17 protein-coding genes and 2 pseudogenes are annotated in these 17,533 nt (G+C 63.7%); 7 read left to right on the top strand and 12 right to left on the bottom strand.

Features of this window, described 5'->3' with window-relative positions; genetic code table 11:
• Positions 1 to 147, top strand: a pseudogene (locus M2432_RS23625) (LLM class flavin-dependent oxidoreductase); the annotation flags it as partial.
• A gap of 11 nt (positions 148 to 158) precedes the next feature.
• Here the strand turns inward: M2432_RS23625 and M2432_RS23630 are convergent.
• The 5 genes and pseudogenes from M2432_RS23630 to M2432_RS23650 form a co-directional block, all read right to left on the bottom strand.
• Positions 159 to 341 (bottom strand): annotated as a pseudogene (locus M2432_RS23630) (D-aminoacyl-tRNA deacylase); the annotation flags it as partial.
• Positions 342 to 718: 377 nt separating this feature from the next.
• Complete coding sequence (locus M2432_RS23635) at positions 719 to 979, bottom strand: helix-turn-helix transcriptional regulator (protein ID WP_280829380.1); 261 nt, start codon at positions 977 to 979, stop codon at positions 719 to 721.
• A 50-nt stretch (positions 980 to 1,029) separates the two neighbouring features.
• Positions 1,030 to 2,568 (bottom strand): integrase, encoded by a 1,539-nt coding sequence (locus M2432_RS23640; protein ID WP_280829276.1) that lies wholly within the window; start codon positions 2,566 to 2,568, stop codon positions 1,030 to 1,032.
• An 85-nt stretch (positions 2,569 to 2,653) separates the two neighbouring features.
• Positions 2,654 to 3,424, bottom strand: coding sequence for a TnsA-like heteromeric transposase endonuclease subunit (locus M2432_RS23645; RefSeq protein ID WP_348536335.1), 771 nt, complete (start codon positions 3,422 to 3,424; stop codon positions 2,654 to 2,656).
• A gap of 241 nt (positions 3,425 to 3,665) precedes the next feature.
• Positions 3,666 to 3,911, bottom strand: coding sequence for a D-aminoacyl-tRNA deacylase (locus tag M2432_RS23650; RefSeq protein ID WP_280829381.1), 246 nt, complete (start codon positions 3,909 to 3,911; stop codon positions 3,666 to 3,668).
• Between the two features lie 43 nt (positions 3,912 to 3,954).
• Between M2432_RS23650 and M2432_RS23655 the strand changes: the two genes are divergently transcribed.
• Together M2432_RS23655 and M2432_RS23660 are read left to right on the top strand one after the other, a co-directional pair.
• Positions 3,955 to 5,019 (top strand): catalase family peroxidase, encoded by a 1,065-nt coding sequence (locus M2432_RS23655; protein WP_280829278.1) that lies wholly within the window; start codon positions 3,955 to 3,957, stop codon positions 5,017 to 5,019.
• Positions 5,016 to 5,546 (top strand): cytochrome b, encoded by a 531-nt coding sequence (locus M2432_RS23660; RefSeq protein ID WP_280829279.1) that lies wholly within the window; start codon positions 5,016 to 5,018, stop codon positions 5,544 to 5,546. The genes M2432_RS23655 and M2432_RS23660 overlap by 4 nt, the downstream gene beginning before the upstream one ends.
• On the opposite strand, the gene hisS is transcribed toward M2432_RS23660, so the two are convergent.
• Positions 5,543 to 6,802, bottom strand: coding sequence for a histidine--tRNA ligase (gene hisS, locus M2432_RS23665; RefSeq protein ID WP_280829280.1), 1,260 nt, complete (start codon positions 6,800 to 6,802; stop codon positions 5,543 to 5,545). The two genes, M2432_RS23660 and hisS, sit on opposite strands and share 4 nt — an antisense overlap.
• The gene (locus M2432_RS23670) at positions 6,799 to 7,491 is read right to left on the bottom strand and encodes an MBL fold metallo-hydrolase (RefSeq protein WP_280829281.1); all 693 of its coding nucleotides are present in this window, start codon (positions 7,489 to 7,491) and stop codon (positions 6,799 to 6,801) included. Before M2432_RS23670 ends, hisS begins: the two co-directional genes overlap by 4 nt.
• A gap of 249 nt (positions 7,492 to 7,740) precedes the next feature.
• Here M2432_RS23670 and M2432_RS23675 point away from each other — a divergent pair, with 249 nt between their 5' ends.
• From M2432_RS23675 to zwf, 3 genes are all read left to right on the top strand, one after another.
• Complete coding sequence (locus tag M2432_RS23675; protein WP_280829282.1) at positions 7,741 to 8,490, top strand: thioredoxin domain-containing protein; 750 nt, start codon at positions 7,741 to 7,743, stop codon at positions 8,488 to 8,490.
• 130 nt (positions 8,491 to 8,620) lie between these two features.
• Positions 8,621 to 9,538: a peptidylprolyl isomerase gene (locus tag M2432_RS23680; protein ID WP_280829283.1), complete on the top strand. Its 918-nt coding sequence runs from the start codon at positions 8,621 to 8,623 to the stop codon at positions 9,536 to 9,538.
• A 94-nt stretch (positions 9,539 to 9,632) separates the two neighbouring features.
• Entirely contained in the window at positions 9,633 to 11,132 is a 1,500-nt protein-coding gene (zwf, locus tag M2432_RS23685; RefSeq protein ID WP_280829284.1) for a glucose-6-phosphate dehydrogenase, read from the top strand.
• A gap of 4 nt (positions 11,133 to 11,136) precedes the next feature.
• On the opposite strand, the gene M2432_RS23690 is transcribed toward zwf, so the two are convergent.
• From M2432_RS23690 to M2432_RS23700, 3 genes are all read right to left on the bottom strand, one after another.
• A complete protein-coding gene (locus M2432_RS23690; protein ID WP_280829285.1) occupies positions 11,137 to 11,694 on the bottom strand; it encodes a hypothetical protein in 558 nt (185 codons plus the stop codon).
• A 52-nt stretch (positions 11,695 to 11,746) separates the two neighbouring features.
• The gene (locus tag M2432_RS23695) at positions 11,747 to 12,373 is read right to left on the bottom strand and encodes a TetR/AcrR family transcriptional regulator (protein WP_280829286.1); all 627 of its coding nucleotides are present in this window, start codon (positions 12,371 to 12,373) and stop codon (positions 11,747 to 11,749) included.
• A gap of 406 nt (positions 12,374 to 12,779) precedes the next feature.
• The gene (locus M2432_RS23700) at positions 12,780 to 13,994 is read right to left on the bottom strand and encodes a DUF2235 domain-containing protein (RefSeq protein WP_280829287.1); all 1,215 of its coding nucleotides are present in this window, start codon (positions 13,992 to 13,994) and stop codon (positions 12,780 to 12,782) included.
• A 268-nt stretch (positions 13,995 to 14,262) separates the two neighbouring features.
• Between M2432_RS23700 and M2432_RS23705 the strand changes: the two genes are divergently transcribed.
• Positions 14,263 to 14,910, top strand: a complete 648-nt coding sequence (locus M2432_RS23705) for a hypothetical protein (protein WP_280829288.1) — start codon at positions 14,263 to 14,265, stop codon at positions 14,908 to 14,910.
• 540 nt (positions 14,911 to 15,450) lie between these two features.
• On the opposite strand, the gene M2432_RS23710 is transcribed toward M2432_RS23705, so the two are convergent.
• Both M2432_RS23710 and M2432_RS23715 read right to left on the bottom strand, forming a co-directional pair.
• The gene (locus M2432_RS23710) at positions 15,451 to 16,122 is read right to left on the bottom strand and encodes a DUF429 domain-containing protein (protein WP_280829289.1); all 672 of its coding nucleotides are present in this window, start codon (positions 16,120 to 16,122) and stop codon (positions 15,451 to 15,453) included.
• A gap of 954 nt (positions 16,123 to 17,076) precedes the next feature.
• Positions 17,077 to 17,322: a hypothetical protein gene (locus M2432_RS23715; protein ID WP_280829290.1), complete on the bottom strand. Its 246-nt coding sequence runs from the start codon at positions 17,320 to 17,322 to the stop codon at positions 17,077 to 17,079.
• Positions 17,323 to 17,533 lie beyond the last annotated feature (211 nt).

Below are 17,533 nucleotides of genomic sequence, written 5' to 3' on the forward strand. Positions count from 1 at the left end.
GTTGTCGATCAAGCCGCCCAATGGCGCGATCACGGACTGCGCTATCTGGTCGTGATGAACCTCAGCATCCTGCAGCCCAGCCTACGCAACGGTCTCACCGCCAACGCACCTTTCCTGAGGCTTCTCCGCGGGCTCAAGAAATTATGAAGCGGAGTGAGTTCGCCGTCGAGGATCCGCAGGCCAATTGTCTTCGCCGCCATCTTCCGCACGACCTCGACATCGTCGGAATGAGTGAGACCAACCAGCGCCACCAGCCCCTGTCCGTCCGGGCTGATCTGACCCCCGGCGTGTCCGTCGACCGACACCAGCGCTGACGTCACTCGCTGTACCACAGCTCGCATGCTCGCCGATGTTGCCACAGCAGTTGTGGTCTGCCAGTAGCGGCGAACCCTACGACCATTGGCCCTAAGTTGATGTGACTGCGTTCGTCAACAACGCTCACGGAATTGCATTGATACAGAACCAATTTCGAGGTTTCGCGTCAGATTCGCCAGGACGGCCACGGCACGACACGAATTGGGCACTATCTGTACTTCGTCGGCCGATCGCGTGCGAGTGCCCATCGAACCTCGAACGCCTGGCTGCATTGGACAGCGTGCTTGATGAGCCATGTCGCAGTGCACGGTGACCCAACATGTGCATCCCGAGATGTCGTATTCGACATCAACTGCCACTTTGATCTAACTCGGAACGCACCAAATCGGACCCGACCTGTTAGTCATCCCGTCGGCGGCCGACTTGCTTCGCCCACGGCAGTGTTTTCGATTTTCAGGAGTTCGTGCGCCGGGATGTCAAGTGCCGCCGCAAGATCAAACAGCCGCTCATAGAGCAAGCCACTCTTGCCGAGTTCGACGTCCACCAAGAGGTTTCGAGAAAAGCCAGAACGTAAGGCCAGGGTTTCCTGGGTCAACCCGGTGCGCGTCCGAATCTCGCGAATGCGTCGTCCCACTGCTAAGCGCACCCGTTCCCATTCGGCCAGGCGTTCCGGGTCGGACTGATCTGGGTCTGCTGCACGATCAGGTGAAGGTGTCACCCATCCGTGCAGCAGACCCCATCGATCCTGCCCGTAGCTTCCGTGTAGATGTCCCAGATTTCCAAGGGGCACAGCTGTGCTTGAATCTCCTCCTTGCTCCTGCTTGGTAGTACGAACCCCTCGTGTGGTCTGCGGTGGTAGTCCAGCGCTATCCACTGGCGCAAGTAGTTCTGCAGGAAACTGGCGGTCACCAGCGGCTCCTCGGCGACGAACCGTCCCCGCTGAAGGACGTTGCGGCCCTTATATCCAGGCAGTCGCTGCAGTCCGCGCTGAAGCGATTCGTGCCATCGCTCGACGTGCGGGTTATCGGTGGGTTTTCCTCCCCTACTTGGCAGCAGGTCGATTCCTAACGTCCCGAGCAGCTCCCTGACGGGCAGCGAATGAAAGTTCGATCCCAAATCGACATGGATCCCGTCCGGGAGCACTGATGGCACAAAATGCTCGCCATTCGGATTGATCAGATCCGGGGCAACGGAAAGCCGCGGCGCGGAATCGCGCTGACAGGTGGACAAATCGATGGCCTCGGGCAGGCCGCACCACCGCCAGTTGCTGACATCGGTTCCGTCGACAGTCATGGCGAACGGGCGACAGATGTCGTAGATCAGCATCAGTGTGTCTTGGCTGTTGGCTGACAAGGGGACAACGCGCAACGCCAGGATGACGCGGGTCGCCACGTCGATGGCGGTCAAGATTTGGACGCTAACGGCTTTCCCGCTCAGCGCGTCGTAGACGAGGTTGTCGGCATTGGTCGCATCGATCGCCACAACTTGCCCGGGACGCACCGCCGCAAATTGGCGGGTACCGGAAACCTCACGCTGCGCTGCGCTGCGCTGGGCGCGGGTTGTTTCGCCCCTCTTATGTTTGGTCCACGACATGTACTGCTGGGTTAATCGCTGAGGGGTTCTCGGATCGGTGATGCCCTCCTTGAGGAGTTCGGCGCGTGCTCGGCGTTCCAGTTCTTGAATGGACACCGTCGAGGTGTCTCCGTCGAGCATGTTGATCTGTCGTTCGAAGGCCTTGCGGAAGTCTTCATCGATGCGGTCCCATGACGTTGGCGTGTGGGTGCTGCGCCCGTCGATGAGTCCGAGAATGCCGTGCCGTTCCCAGTTACGCATCCAATTGCCTAGCGTGCTGGGACTGATTCCTGCGCTTTGGATTTCGCCGTCGCGGACCCGGCGTTGCACAGGGTAGTCGGACTGTCTGTGTCGGTTGAGTTGTACGGCCATTGCCTGACAACGGGCCGTTAGTGACATCTTGAAGAACGGACCGAATGGATGATGGGGTTCGCCGGGCCTGGCTAGCTCGGGGTGTCCGTCACGGTACCCCGTGTAGATCTCTTGCACGATCTCCAGCTTGGTCAGCGTTGCCGCGCGTGCCGCGTCGTCGAGTGCGTCCCACTGCGGACGCAGTGACTCTGACAGAGCCGCGATGTCCCCGCCTTCGATATTCAGAATGGTCGAAAGGTCCCAGTAGTGCGTGTGGGTGATGCAGCCGAACGGATCCCGAAGGTCCACTCCATCATTGAGCACTTTCACGACTAGTGCTGCGCCTGCATCGGTGAAAACTAGATGATTTTCGATGAGGTACGTTCTCCCGGGGGAAAATTCGGGTGCGGCCATCTCAACTGCCCGCCAGTTCCGGTCCCAGCGCAACTGCAGTCTCGCGCTCCCAATGCGCATCCATGTCGATGGTCAGCACACCGGACCAGATCAAATGCCATACCACTGCGATCAATTCGCCCGATCCGTCATCGCAATCAAACAGATCCCCCAGCGTCGCCCCTGGGTAGCGCACGGCGGAGCAGATCCGCTTTTGGACCGCATCCGCCCTTGTCGGTCGACGTCGAAAACCATGTAACCACAACAAGTTAACCCGCTCGGTGCGACCCAGTCCGGGGAACACCTCATGCCGCCAACCTACTGCTCCGCACGCCGGCGCGGTGATGGTCATGGCTCGCCGAAATTTATCAGTCTGCTTGTCTGGCGATCGGGCATCCCATACAGTGACGGACCCATCTGTTTTCCAGGTCAGCAGATCAGGAAAATGATGGCCGTCCTCACTGCCACGCCAGAACAAGGTAAACGGCTGCGACACAATGCCTTCCACAGCTGGGTCTCGGTCGACCTTGCGTAGCAGGTCATGTTCCAGACCCGACTCCAACTGGAGGTAGCCACCGTTGGTCATCGAATACGCAGTCACGGGTATGTGGCGGTTGTGTTTCGACGATCGTGGTATCCGGGTCGGTTGCAGCCGATCGAGCGGCGGGTGCCCCTGCGCGGCCCAATTCCACGCCGGCATGTCATTGCCGCCTATCCGAAACGTCCATGTAAGGACTAACCGCGGATCCCCTGGGGCTACCGCACGGTCGAGATTCGACGACAAAGACGCCATTTCGTACCCACAGTTTCACGATGTGTGATGTACATCACAGTAGCACCGAATGCGGGGGTCCACTCACACTGGGTTACAAAAGTCAAGTGCAAACGCAGAACGTAGCGGACCGATCCACGCGCGCAGACAGATCAGCAAGTATCTCAGCAATCGATACCTGTGCGCACTTCCGTCAAGAAGAACGAATGAGCGTCAAGATTCAGATCTACAGCTAATTTCGTTAGGTAACTGCGTAGTTTAACTACAACTGGCAATTAATTAAACTTCTTTGCATCTCGACAACATTAACATCAGCTGCGCTGAGCTCGCCGTCGAGAATGCGCAGCCGCCAGAGTTTGTCGGCCATCTTGCGCACCACCGCCACATCATCGGTGTGCGTCAGACCGACCAGGGCCACCAAACCTTGGCTGACCGGCCGAATCTGCCCCACCACATTTCCGTCGACCAGAACCCGCGCTGACGTAACCCGCTGCACCAGAACCCGCACAATCGCCGATGCTGCCACAGCCATTGTCGTTACTCTGTAGCTCGTGGACCACTCGGGCTTGACCTGGCGCGGCACCGTTCTGACTCGACGATCAATCCTGGTTGGCCTCGGCGCCGTCGGCGCGTTCCTCGCCGTCGATCTGGGATTGGTCGCGTACACCAGCAGGGCTGGCACGCTGAACCGCCAGACATTCCTCGACGGATTCCGAACTGTTTACGGCGTACACCCCGGCTTCCGAAAGAACCACGCCAAGGGTGTCGCGGTGGTCGGCTACTTCACCAGCAACGGCAAAGCCACCGAATTGTCCCGGGCAAGCCTGTTCGAGCCGGGCGAAACACCTGTGGAGGGGCGGTTTTCGCTCGCCGGCGGCAACCCCACCATGGCCGACACCCCCGGTGCCGCCCGCGGACTGGGTCTGGTGTTCGGCCTGCCCGGAGCGGACCAATGGCGGACCGCAATGCTGAATCTTCCAGTATTCCTTGATAATTCACCGCAGGGGTTCTACGACCGGTTGCTGGCCTCCAAAACCGTGGGCGGCAAGCCCGACCCGGCCGCGATGGCTGCATTTCTCAAACAGCACCCGGAGACCGCCGCAGCCATGGCTCTGGTCAAAAAATCCCCTCCCACACCAGGTTTCGCCGACAGCACATATAGTGGCCTGAACACTTTCTACCTGGCCGGGCCGGCTGGCATCCGCACCCCGGTCCGGTGGACCTTCGTCCCGAACCAGGAAGCGCTGCCGGCGCAGTCGAATCAGCCCAACGCTCTGTTCGACGCGCTGATCAAGCAGTTGAAAGCCGGTCCGCTGCACTGGGTTCTGCGGTTTACCGTCGGCCACCCAGCAGATCCGATCGACTCGACACTGCCGTGGCCGGCCGACCGGCGAACCATCGATGCCGGCATCCTGACCCTCACCGAAGCCCAGACCGACCGGGCCGGCAACGCCCGAGACGTCAACTTCGACCCACTGGTGCTGCCCGACGGCATCGAACCGTCTGATGATCCTCTGCTCAGTGCGCGTTCAGCGGTGTACGCCGGGTCGTTCCGGGCGCGCACCACCGAGCCGAAAACCCCCTCACCCGTTCAGGTCGAGAGTGTGAACCCATGACGGACCGCTTTCCCACCCGGAGCCGCGTGCTGCACTGGCTGACCGCACTGGGCATCTTCGCCGCGCTGCTGATCGGCTTCACCATGACCAATGCCATCGGCTCCCACCGGACTCTGGTCAATGTCCATATGACGCTGGGCATCAGCATCCTGGTCATCGTGATCGTCCGGGCGGCAAACAGATTCACCCATAAGCCGCCGAAGTGGCCCGACACCGTGGGCCACTGGGAGGGCAAGGTGGTCGCCTGGTCAGAGAAGTCGATGTACGTCATGATGCTGGCACAGCCGCTGGTCGGCTGGGCCATGGTGTCGGCGGGCGGGTTACCTGTACGGGTCTTCGGCGGTATCACGCTGCCACACATCGCACCCTTCGACGCTGACCTGTACGGCGTACTGCGCCAGACACATTCGGTGGTGGCGTACTTGTTGGTGGCAACAGTGGCCGCCCACGTCAGTGCGATTCTGCTGCACACCCTGACGTTGCGCGACCACATGTTGTCGCGGATGACCTTCGGTCGGCGCGGCTAGCGCACCCGAGCCACGACCTGGGCGACGACGTCTGCGATCGGCACGTCGACCTGCTCACCGGTCGACAGGTCCTTCACGCCGACAGTGCCTGCCTCAACATCACGGTCACCGGCCACCAGCGCCAGTTTGGCGCCAGAACGGTCGGCTGCCTTCATCGCACCCTTGAGTCCGCGGTCGCCGTAGCACATATCGGTGCGCACGCCCGAACCACGCAGGGCCGCAACCAGTTTCGCCAACTCGAGCTTGGCCGGTGCACCCAGTGGCACAGCGAACACGTCGACCGCTGCAGTAGATCCGACTGTCTTGCCCTCGGCCTTCAAGGCCAGCACCGTGCGGTCCACACCGAGCCCGAACCCGATGCCCGACAGGTCCTGCCCGCCCAACTGCTTCATCAGCCCGTCGTACCGACCACCGCCGCCGATACCGGACTGGGCACCGAGTCCGTCGTGCACGAACTCGAAAGTGGTCTTGGTGTAGTAGTCCAGCCCACGGACCATGCGCGGATTGATCACGTAAGGCACACCCAGCGCGTCCAGGTAGGCCAGCACGGTGTCGAAGTGCGCCTTTGCCGCGTCAGACAGGTGATCGAGCATCACCGGCGCATCGGCAGTCATCTCTTTCATGTGCGGGCGCTTGTCGTCGAGCACACGCAGCGGGTTGATCTCCGCGCGGCGCCGGGTGTCTTCGTCGAGGTCCAACTTAAACAGGAAGTCCTGCAACAACTCCCGGTACTGCGGGCGGCAGCTGTCATCACCCAGCGAGGTGATCTCCAGCCGGAAGCCGTCGAGCCCCAGGGAGCGGAACCCGGTGTCGGCCAAGGCGATCACTTCGGCGTCCAGCGCCGGGTCGTCGACGCCGATGGCCTCCACACCGACCTGCTGCAACTGGCGGTACCGGCCGGCCTGTGGCCGCTCGTAGCGGAAGAACGGTCCCGAGTACCGGAGCTTGGCCGGCAAGGCACCTCGGTCCAGGCCATGTTCGATCACGGCCCGCATCACTCCCGCGGTGCCCTCGGGCCGCAGGGTGACCGACCGGTCGCCACGGTCGGCGAAGGTGTACATCTCCTTGGACACCACGTCGGTGGATTCGCCGACCCCGCGGGCGAACAACGCGGTGTCCTCGAACACCGGCAGCTCGATGTGCCCGTAGCCTGCCAGACGAGCGGCGTTCAGCAGCCCGTCACGGACCGCGACGAACTCCGCCGAGTCGGGCGGCAGGTAATCCGGGACGCCCTTGGGCGCCTGAAAATCAGTCAACTCAAACCTTCGAGAAATGGGTTGGAACGGCGTTCGGCGCCGATCGTGGTCTGCGGGCCGTGCCCCGGTAGTACCACGGTGTCGTCGTCGAGCACCAACAGTTTTGTCACGATCGAGTCCAGCAGGTCCCGGCCGCTGCCGCCCGGGAGATCGGTGCGGCCCACCGACTGCTTGAACAAGGTGTCACCGGTGAACACCAGGTCGCCTGGACCTTCCTGGGCGAGCGAAGCGACGGGACCAGTAACCGTCGTGCGGAACACGACCGAGCCACGGGTGTGCCCCGGCGTGTGGTCGACCGTCACGGTGATGCCGCCCAGGTCGAGCTTGTCACCGTCGCGGTCCAGCTCGATGACCTCACGAGGCTCGGAGAACAACGTCCCGAACGCCAGCTGAGCCACGCGCGGCCCGAACCCCTTGATCGGGTCGGTCAGCATGAACCGGTCGTCAGGATGGATATAGGCCGGACAGCCGTAGGTGTCGGCCACCTTCTGCGCAGACCAGATGTGGTCGACGTGCCCATGGGTGAGCAGCACTGCGGCCGGGGTCAGCCGGTTCTCATCGAGAATCCGGCGCAGCTGGCCCATGGCCCGCTGTCCCGGATCGACCACGATGGCATCCGAACCAGGGCGCGACGCCAGGACGTAGCAGTTGCACTGCAACATCCCAGCGGCAAACCCCGTCAGTAACACGCCAACCAGTTTCCCATCTTCAGTTCACGCCGCTGGCAGTACCCATGTCCGTGCAAAACTGTGTTTATGAGTCAACCAGGACCTCCGGGCGACGATCAGCACGGTCTCGGGTACGGCTACGGTCCGGGCGGTCCCTATCCCCCACCTGGCCAAGGCGCTTACCCACCGTCACCGGGGTATCCGAATTATGGTGCACCGCAACAGTTCCCCGTTCCAGGTCCCATTCCAGGCGGCTATCCCGGATGGCCCGTGCCACCCCCGCCCGCCAAGAGTGGCAAGAGCCGCGTAGGTTTGGCGATTTTCGCGGTCCTGGCAGTGTTCGCGCTGGTAGCGGTGGGTGTCATCGTCGTGGTTGCACGCCACCACCAGTCCCCCGCTTCGTCAGCTGCCTCTTCCGCCACAATGTCGACGGACGCCGGGGCTGCTGGCCAGCCGAAATCGGTCCACATCGCCGCGCCCAACGTCGCCACCAAGCCCGGCAGCACCGAACCCAAGGTCCAACTGGTGACCTACGAAGACTTCCTATGCCCGGTCTGCGGGGCGTTCGAGTCCATGTACGCCCAGACGATCAACCAGCTGATCGACAGTGGCCAGATCGCGGTGGACTACACCTTGGTGTCGGTTCTGGGCCAGCACAAGACCAGCTCGTATTCCGTGCGTGCCGGCGCAGCCGGCTACTGCGTGGCCGACGCCGACACCGCCGCGTTCCGGCGGTTCCACGCGGCGCTGTTCGCCAACCAACCCGACGAGCTGGGCACCAGCTTCCCGGGTGACGACCAATTGATCGCGCAGGCCGCTGCGGCCGGCGCGACCGGTTCCGTGCCCGACTGCGTCCACAGCGGCAAATACCTCGACATGGTGAACAACGCGGCAGAAAACGCAAACATCGAAGGCACTCCGACCGTCTACCTCAACGGTGTAGAGATCGGCCGCGAGCTGCTGATGAAGCGCGATCCGCGAGTCCTGCTCGACAAGGTGCAGGCCGTCACCGGTTCCTGACGCCGCACCGTAGCCGCGGCTGCGGGTCTTGGCACCATATTCAGCATTGCCTGGCACACTCGGTGCCGACGAAGAGGAAGCCGAACGGGCGTCTGCGACCCCGAGGCTGATCACAAGGAGGACATCGGCAGTGCCGACCAACGAACAGCGGCGGCAAACCGCCAAGCGCAAGCTGGAGCGCCAGCTCGAGCGCCGCGCCGAGAGGGCTCGCAGGCAACGGACCATGACCATCGCCAGCGCCGTGGTCGCGGTTTTGGTGGTGGCCGGCTTGGTCGGCTACTTCGTCTGGGACCACTTCCACTCCACCAGCAGCTCAAACACCGCATCGGCCGCCTCGAGCGCCGCGCCGAGCACCGCGGTGCCCACCCAGGACCCGCCGCCCAACGGTGGCAAGCTGCCCGCCTTCGTGGCACCGGCGGGACTCGGTGAGAACTGCCAGTACCCGGCATCGCCGCAACAGGCGAGCAAGAAGGTGAACCCGCCGAAGACCGGCAAGGTGCCGACCGACCCGGCGACGGTAACCGCCAGCATGAGCACCAACCAGGGCAATCTGGGCCTGGTTCTCGACAACGCCAAGGCGCCGTGCACCGTCAACAGCTTCGCCAGTCTGGCCCAGCAGGGTTACTTCAACGACACCCCCTGCCACCGGCTGACCGCTACGCCGCCCCAGGCCGATCCGAATGCGCTCGGTCTCGACGTGCTGCAATGCGGTGATCCGACCGGCTCCGGTCAAGGCGGGCCGGGGTACCAGTTCGCCAACGAATACCCGACCGACCAGTATCAGCCGGACAGCCCGGCACTAAGCCAGCCGGTGGTCTACCCGCGTGGCACGCTGGCGATGGCCAATGCCGGGCCGAACACCAACGGCAGCCAATTCTTCTTGGTGTACAAGGACTCTCAGCTGCCCCCGAACTACACCGCGTTCGGCACCATCGACGCGACCGGGCTGGAGACGCTGGACAAGATCGCCAAGAACGGCATCGAGGGTGGCGGCGGCGACGGCAAGCCCGCACAGCCGGTGCAGATCAAGTACATCCAGCTGGACTGAGAAGGTTCGCGAAAGGGCCGGCCACCGATGCGGTGGCCGGCCCTGTTCGTCTGTGCGGCTGCGCGGACCGTGCCGCAATGGAAGTATTGCGGAGGTGGCCAACGCACCCGCACAGACCATTTCCTATCCGGCTCCCGGTTCCCGACCTCACCGACACGACGACATCGCGGTAGACCCGTACGTCATCGTGTTGTTCGGCGCAACCGGCGATCTCGCCAAGCGCAAAGTGCTGCCAGGTCTCGAATATCTGGTGCAGTCGGAGCTGGCTCCCGACATCCAGATCGTCGGAACCTCGCTCGAGGACCTCAGCGTCGAAGAGTTCCGGGCGCTGGCCAAAGCTGCCATCGATGAATTCGGCAGCCACCGGCTCACCGATGAACAGTGGGACCGGTTCGCCGCCAAACTGACCTACGTGCCGCAAGACGCCGGTCCGTCTGCGCTGGCGGCGGCAGTGGCTGTAGCCGAAAAGACCCTCGGGCCCAATGTCCGTCGGTTGCACTACCTTTCGGTGCCGCCCAAAGCCGCCCGACAGGTAGTCTCCACTCTGGACGAGGCCGGCCTGGTGGAGAATTCTCGGGTTGTCATGGAGAAGCCGTTCGGCACCGACCTGGCGAGCGCGGTGGAACTGAACGACTTCGTGCACCGGACCTTCGATGAGTCACAGATTTTCCGCATCGATCACTTCCTCGGTAAGGAAGCCGCACAGAACATCTTGGCGTTCCGGTTTGCGAATGGTCTGTTCGAGCCGATCTGGAATCGCAACTTCATCGACCACATCCAGATCGACATCCCGGAGCTGCTGGGACTGGATCAACGCGCCAACTTCTACGAGAGCACGGGCGCGTACAAGGACATGGTGGTCACCCACCTGCTCCAGGTGATGGCGTTCGTCGTGATGGAGCCGCCGACCGCATTGGAGCCGCGGGCCATCAGCGAAGAAAAGAACAAGGTCTTTCGGTCCATGCTGCCGATCAGGTGTTCCGATGTGGTTCGCGGCCAGTTCATCGGATATCGCGAACTCGAAGGCGTGGCAAGGGATTCGGACACCGAGACGTTCATCGCACTCAAGGTCGCCATCGACAACTGGCGCTGGGCAGGGGTGCCGATCTATCTGCGCACCGGCAAGAAAATGGCCGAAGGCATGCGGATCATCTCGATCGCGTTCAAAGAGGCGCCGCGCACCATGTTCCCGCCGGGATCGGGCGTCGGCTCTCAAGGACCGGACCACTTGACCTTCGACCTGGCCGACAACTCCAGGGTGTCATTGTCGTTCTACGGCAAGCGCCCTGGTCCTGGTATGAGGCTGGAGAAGCTGTCCATGCAGTTCTCGGCCATCGAAGCCGACGGCGCCGATCAGGTTCTGGAGGCCTACGAACGGTTGATCCTCGATGCCATGCGCGGCGACCACACGTTGTTCACCACCGCCGAGGGCATCGAGTCACTATGGGCGAATTCGGCTGCACTGCTGGATGATCCACCGCCGGTGAAGATATACCAACCCGGGACGTGGGGCCCCAACGCCATTCACCAGTTGATCGCGCCGAACGCCTGGCGGTTGCCGTTCGAGCGGGCCTGGCGGGAAGTGGAGAAGTAGGGGCCTAGAACGTCGAACTGCCGCCCGGTGTCAGCAGGAATCCGTGGTCGACCAGTGATGGACCCGCGCTGTCAATGACGCATGCCGTCATCTGCGCATTGTCGACGGCACAGGTGACATTGTGGTAAGTGATCCGGCTTCCGGCCGGCAACGGCCGAAACGATGCGCCGTCGACCGGCATGTCGATAAAACCGTTGTCCCCCATGTCCAGATACATCTCGGGCTTGCTGAGGTCCACCTGTTGCCAGACTGTCGGCATGTAGGTGGTCGCCAGCACTCCGGTAGCACCTCCGACACCGGGCAGTTCGCCCCGACAGCGCGCCACCGACTCACTGCCGCGCACATTATGACTGAGCGAGCAGTGCAGCCCGTCCGGTGTGCTGAACCGGACACCTTCGGTCGCGTAGCCGTGGTCGGCGGTGTAGTCGTCGGGGTTCACCGGCTGATACCGCGACAGATCCGGGAAATTAGCCGGGGCCGCCTGCGCAACCGGTAGTAAGACCAGCGCAATCAATGCCGCCGCGCCTGCCGCAATCAGCGCACCCACAGCCGTTTTCGTCATACCGGGCATTATCGAGCAGTCGGTATCCGCTCCGCAGGCCAACTGCACAGCGTCACCCCGTCGATGCGTCGGCGCCTTGCTCCAACTTCAGAATCGCCGCATCCACCATCGTCTGGATGATCTCGTAAGTGCTGAAATCACTCAGCCACAGATGCGGGGTGTCAGTGCGATGCAACATCGCGACGCCATGCAGTGCCACCGACAGCGCCGCGGCGGCGCGGTGCGCCTCAACGCTCGGCTCTGAGTCCGGGTCCATCCCACCGCTGGCCAGCAGTCCGCGGGTCACCACCAGCAGGGCCTGGCGAGCTGACGGAGTGATCTCGTCGACCTTGACCATCAACACGTACCGCAACGGAAAACGTTGGGCGAACGCAACATACGCCTGGCAGCCGAGCAGCAGCCGGTCTCGCGGCGTCGCACCGCCCTGCACCTGAGCGGTGATCTCCCTGCCGACTTGGTCCCAACTCAGCTCAGCGACGGCCGCCAGCAGCTCCTCGCGACTGTCGAAGTGGCCGTACACCGACATGGTGGCGATGCCGGCCTCCCGCGCAATACTGCGCAGCGACACTTCATTCGCGGTCTGGGACGAATCGACGACCCTGATCGCGGCGGCCAGAATCTCGTCGCGCAACAGAGCGCCCTGACCACGCACGTTCCGTCGCCGCGTCGACCCTGCCATGCCTTCACCCTAAATGCCCCTGTAGGTTGCAGAGCTCCGTGTCGTACCAAAATGTTATGAACTGTGCCTTCCTTTAGTTGCATCAGGTTTGGCGGACGGATTTTTGCATTCTGGCTGACGAATCCGAGAACGGTACGGTGGTGCATGAAATCGTGATGCCGGACCTCGATCACGGAACATTAGGTGGACGCCGTCGCCCATCCAGAAGTGGGGATGTTCAGCGCTTTCTTGCCGCCTGTCCTACTGGCCAAACCCAAGTCGACATCGCCGAACGCCTCGTGAAGGAGCGCGCAAGCTATCGAAGACGCCAGGCACATCGGACTAGACCCCACCACCGGGTCCGCCACGGCCCACTACGTGCTCCTACGCCCGGCGGTGGCTCCAACGTCGGTGCCGGCCGTCGTCCCTAAGGCACCGGTTGGATCGCCTGCGCATCGTTCTTCGCGCGCGGGGGCGGACCTGCGGCCGGTGACTGCGTTGCGGCGTCGGTCACCCAGCTGACGTTCGCCGGCAGCACAGGATGGTACGGGTCTGGTTTGTTCGCAGTTTCGGTGATCCGTTGCCGCACACTGCAATGCACGTTGTCCCCCGGCTGGATCGTCCGCGGTCGCCAGCCGCCGAGCAGCCACCACGGCCACGTGTTGGGGTGCAGCGCGCCGAGGCAATCGTCAGGTGGCAGCGGTTGGCCGAACGCAGTTCCAACCAGGCGCTGGTAGCGCCTGGTGTTGATCGCCAGGCCGGCGGTGTGAGCTTCGGCGGCGATCCAACTGAACGCGAGGTCGGACAATCGGTGGTCGGGGAACTGGCCGCCGACGTCACTGTGCACCCCGGTGAACCACACTTCCTGAAAGCGTTGTGGGTCGGTCGCGACCAGCGCCGGGTCAAACCGGTTCACTTCGTAGAAGTGCCGCCGCTCGTCGATGGCCATGGCGTGTCGGGCGGTGCCGACGTTGCTGACCTTCGCGGTGAACGGCCAGCGGGCCACGATGAGTTTTCCCCAGAAGTCCAGCCAGGCAACAGTTTTGACGGTGTCCCATACCCCGAGGAAGTGCACCTGGTTGCGGGAGCTGTCGAACGGGTGCGGGAAGTCGGGATTGGTGAACTGGGTCCGGAAGTCCGCCCGCTGCCGCCAGAACTGCCGTTCGGCTTCCGTGGCACTCGGATCGGGTGGGCCGTCGGGGTCGGCGTCCGCGGAGCCCAACGGCCCGGTTTGGGCGTAGAGCTTCAAGGCATACGGGACCATGTTGGCGCTGTCAGGATGCAACAGTCCGACCGTGCGCAACATCCCGGTAAGGGCGCGGGCGGTGTAGGCGCCCCGGGAGAAACCGAATACGAAGATCCGGTCATCGCGCCGATAGTTGTCGGCCAGCCAACTGTAGGCCTGGGCGATGTTATCGCGGATGCCATAGCCGGTTGCCAGACCCCAGACCCGTTTCACAGCGTCGAGGTGGGGCGTCAGGGTATCCAGCCCGCCGACGGTGCCCACACCCGGGTCGTAGTAGGCCAACTGGCGGTCATCCTGGCGCGCGGAACCATAGATCCGTGCGATGTTGGTGGCGCCGTGGGCAGGTTCGTTGTTCGTCCCGTCCAGGCACACCACCAGATTGCGTGGCTGGCTCATCGCTCCTCCTTGCCTGGTGGGCCGGACACCCAAGCCCCGTCGTCGACCTGGACGTCTCAGCCGAGTGCAGTTCAGTGTCCGACCCCGGGCGCCGGCCCGCGTGCGTAGTCGACTACTGCACTTCGCGACGGTCCTCGACACCGCGCCTCGCCGTCGGCTCGGTGGGCGGGCCTGACCCCGGTCAGTGGCCACTCGATTCGAGTAGTCGACTACGCATGACGGCGCGGCCCTCGCGGCGCACGATGACCCGTAGCCACTGGGAGGAACCATGTCTGACACGGTCACCACAAGCACCACCGATGACGCGGCGCCTGCGGTGCCCATCTCGGCCGAACGCCTGCACGGGTGCCTGCACAGCGCCGAGCGATGGTCGCAGCTGCTACCGCAATTCGCCGACTGCTGGCAGAAGAAGGCCGACTTCTGGGCCATACTGGCCGGGACCCTCGCCGCACTCACCGGCTCGGCCATCTTCTCGTCCCCCGCCGCGAACTCGACCTTGGCCAAGTCGATCATGTCCGTGATAGCCCTCGCATCGGCCATCTGTGCACTGGTGCCGCGAGTGAAGAACTACGCCGAGGACGCCGGCGCGGCCCTGATACTCGCCGCCCATTACGGCAGCATCCACGGCCGGCTGCTCGACCTCGTCCAACAAAACCCCGTCAACGAGCGTGCCGCTCATTCGGCCGTCGCCGAATTCCAGGCGGTGAAGGAGAAGAAAGACCTCCTGCGCGGACTGGCCACCTGGAAGTTGCGCCGGCCCGCGCCACCCGACGCCCCGAGGCCCGATACCCCGCCGGCGACCGTCGTCGAGGCCGACCCGGTGCACTCTGTCCGCCCACGCCGATTGCGCTATCGCCGTCGACCTAGCCACATCATGCCGACAGACCATGACATCGATATCAGACCCGCCATCTGACGCCCCGGCGGACGTCTCGCATGACGCCTCAGGGGCACCAATCACCAATCACCACTCACCCGCTCGACTGCCGCCGCAGAGAACGTGATGCCGCACGGGCGATAGATCCGCCGCACGGCGGTGTCTCAAAGCTAATGAGAAACTCGAACCCCGCGAATTGGACGTAGCCACCACCCGTAGCGTGACCGCCATGACGTTCCGGGCCGCCACTCGCGCGGCGCTGCCGCTCGGTGCCGTTGCCGCTCTTGCGGTTTCACTGCCCACGTCCGCGTCAGCGCAGCCACCCGGCTTCCCTGAGACAACCCGGGATTCACAGCGTGGCCGGGCGAGGACGACGCGGTCGTGACGCGGCTGGAGACACCGGTGGTCGGGCAGTGGAACGACCCCGACGCGTGCGCGTACGCGACGTGGCTGAATTTCACGCCGGCCGGTGAGGCAGCAGCGCGCACTGACTCGACCGAGCACCATCTCCACTCGCAACGATGAGTGACTGGGTCCCCGCGGCGGTGGCTACCGGCCCGACCGGCCGGTATGCGCGGGTCAGAACCAGATGGCCGACACCTGCCGACGCTCGTTGATCTGCGGCGGGTCCGGCAGTGAAACACCGACACCCATCGCGAGGCGGTGTGCGCTCCAGGCCGCTGCCGCTGCATCGAGGACATCATCGGCACCAGCCTGCGCGGCGGCTCCGAGATCGCCCGGAACGACGATGCCCGCGCTCGCCAGACGACCCATGCGGTCCTGCAGGCTGTGCCAGGTCTTCTTGCTCGACGCCGGCGGCCCGCCGCCCATCATCGTGAACGACACTTCCGGGTGAACCTCGAATAGCGGCCACGAACCCGCGCTGTACAGGGAGTCGGCCTCCAAGATCCGCGGCCCCAGCGCGAAGCTCTGCCGACTCAGGCCCTGACCTGTCAGCTCCCGGCTCAAAGCGTTGGCCGCGTCGAACGCCGGTTCCAACAGCACCGGCCTTGGCGGCGTGGCGAAAACCGACGATCTGCGCGCACCCAACTCGACCCGTGCGGCTCGCTCGGCCGTACGAAACCCCTTGTCCAGCAGACCCATCGGAATGTCGACGGCAATCGCATCGTAGGTGTCGACGCTGAGCAGATCAGCGAGTTGCGCCGCACTGTGGGCCGCCGCGAATTCACCGTCGACGAGCTCGACACCCACCCAGCCTTTGACCCACGCATCCACACCCAGCACCCGCACGGGTGGAGCTTACGGGCGTCTGCCGTCAAACCGACCATGGTTGGCGGGCATCTAGACCGCCGCAGGTCGAGCGATCGACCATGTGCGTACGGCGCCCGCGAGTCTCACAGAGCCCAACGGTGAACGCACTGGGAGGGATCTCCCTCCGTGCACGCGCAACCCGGCACAGCAACCGGCAGGCTCTCGATCCGCTTTACACCCGCAGCGGAGGGCATCAGTCCCGCGCCGGCGGCCATCACAGCCGCACCAATCCACCCGAGCACACCCAACGGGAACCCACCGCAGACCCGCTTCACCACGCCCATCACTGCCCCGCCTGTCCCGCCTGCCCAGGCTGAGACTCCTCCCTCCACCATGCACTTATATTGTCTGCCGCGTCAAATATATGTTGACCGCGTAGCCGGTCAGATCAGAGACGGTCGAACGCACGGCCACCGCCGGCACGGCGCTGCCGGATTGGGATGCAGCCGGACCGTCGCTGCACCGCGACACCCGGGACGACGCAGCAGCTGGACGTTATGACTCACGCGCGCCGGCGCGGCCGAGTCGTGGCTGGCCTGGCCGAGAACGGCGGCGCGCGGACCGCCGGTGGTGCATCTGGCAATGACGAACCGGCTGGGCGAGCTCGCGGTGGTGGAAGCAGAAAGTACGGATCGACAACACTGTTCAATGGCCCAATGAGCAGTTACCGCGAAGCGGTCAACCTTGACCTAAGTTCCGATGAGGCCCTGGTTCTGTTGGATTGGTTGCCGCGCAGCTCACGGGCCGGCGAACCAGTACCATTCGCCGATCCCGCCGAGCAGCAGGTCTTGTGGGATCTGGAATGCGCGTCGAACGGCTGCTGCCCGAGCCGTTTTCGAAGACCTATTCTTCACTGCTCCAGGAGGCACGGCGCCGTGTTGCCGCTGGACACCACAAGCCGGCGGCCACTTCAGACCCGCACAAGCCAGGCAGTCAGCGACCCGCCTGGATTCCCGCGTTGACCTGATCGATCGCCTGCTGAACCAGGTTGATCGCGCTCACCCGATGCCCACCTTTGTCAGGCTCGGCCGCTTGGAGAGCGTTTTTAGCGTTCTGCAGGTCGTCGCGAGCGTCGAACATACGCCACTGATCGGCCGCGGCGACGCCGGTGCCCAGCGCCGCGAAACTGACCGCGACAAGCACACCGATAATCCACAGCTTGAGCTTCGAAATGTACATTGACCCGGCCTTTCGCAAATTCGTTGGCGATTCGAAACCGACGTTAACAGCAGCAATCACTGCCCGTCGACGGTCGTGGTCTGTCGTTCAGCCAGATTTCAGCAAGCTCTCCGCCGGGCCACACGACGAATCCGATCCGAGCAGTCGACTGCAATGGCACCTGTGTCAACTTCACCTTCGGTGATAGCGACACCGCCGCCGCCGGTCGCGC

The sequence above is a fragment of the Mycobacterium sp. OTB74 genome (assembly GCF_029892685.1).
Lineage (GTDB): Bacteria > Actinomycetota > Actinomycetes > Mycobacteriales > Mycobacteriaceae > Mycobacterium.

Excerpts from the sequence above, each read along its gene's own strand:
- M2432_RS23690 (WP_280829285.1), bottom strand. The coding sequence starts at position 11,694 with ATGACGAAAACGGCTGTGGGTGCGCTGATTGCGGCAGGCGCGGCGGCA.
- M2432_RS23660 (WP_280829279.1), top strand. The coding sequence starts at position 5,016 with ATGACGGACCGCTTTCCCACCCGGAGCCGCGTGCTGCACTGGCTGACC.
- M2432_RS23705 (WP_280829288.1), top strand. The coding sequence starts at position 14,263 with ATGTCTGACACGGTCACCACAAGCACCACCGATGACGCGGCGCCTGCG.
- M2432_RS23700 (WP_280829287.1), bottom strand. The coding sequence starts at position 13,994 with ATGAGCCAGCCACGCAATCTGGTGGTGTGCCTGGACGGGACGAACAAC.
- M2432_RS23645 (WP_348536335.1), bottom strand. The coding sequence starts at position 3,424 with ATGGCGTCTTTGTCGTCGAATCTCGACCGTGCGGTAGCCCCAGGGGAT.
- M2432_RS23695 (WP_280829286.1), bottom strand. The coding sequence starts at position 12,373 with ATGGCAGGGTCGACGCGGCGACGGAACGTGCGTGGTCAGGGCGCTCTG.
- M2432_RS23715 (WP_280829290.1), bottom strand. The coding sequence starts at position 17,322 with ATGTACATTTCGAAGCTCAAGCTGTGGATTATCGGTGTGCTTGTCGCG.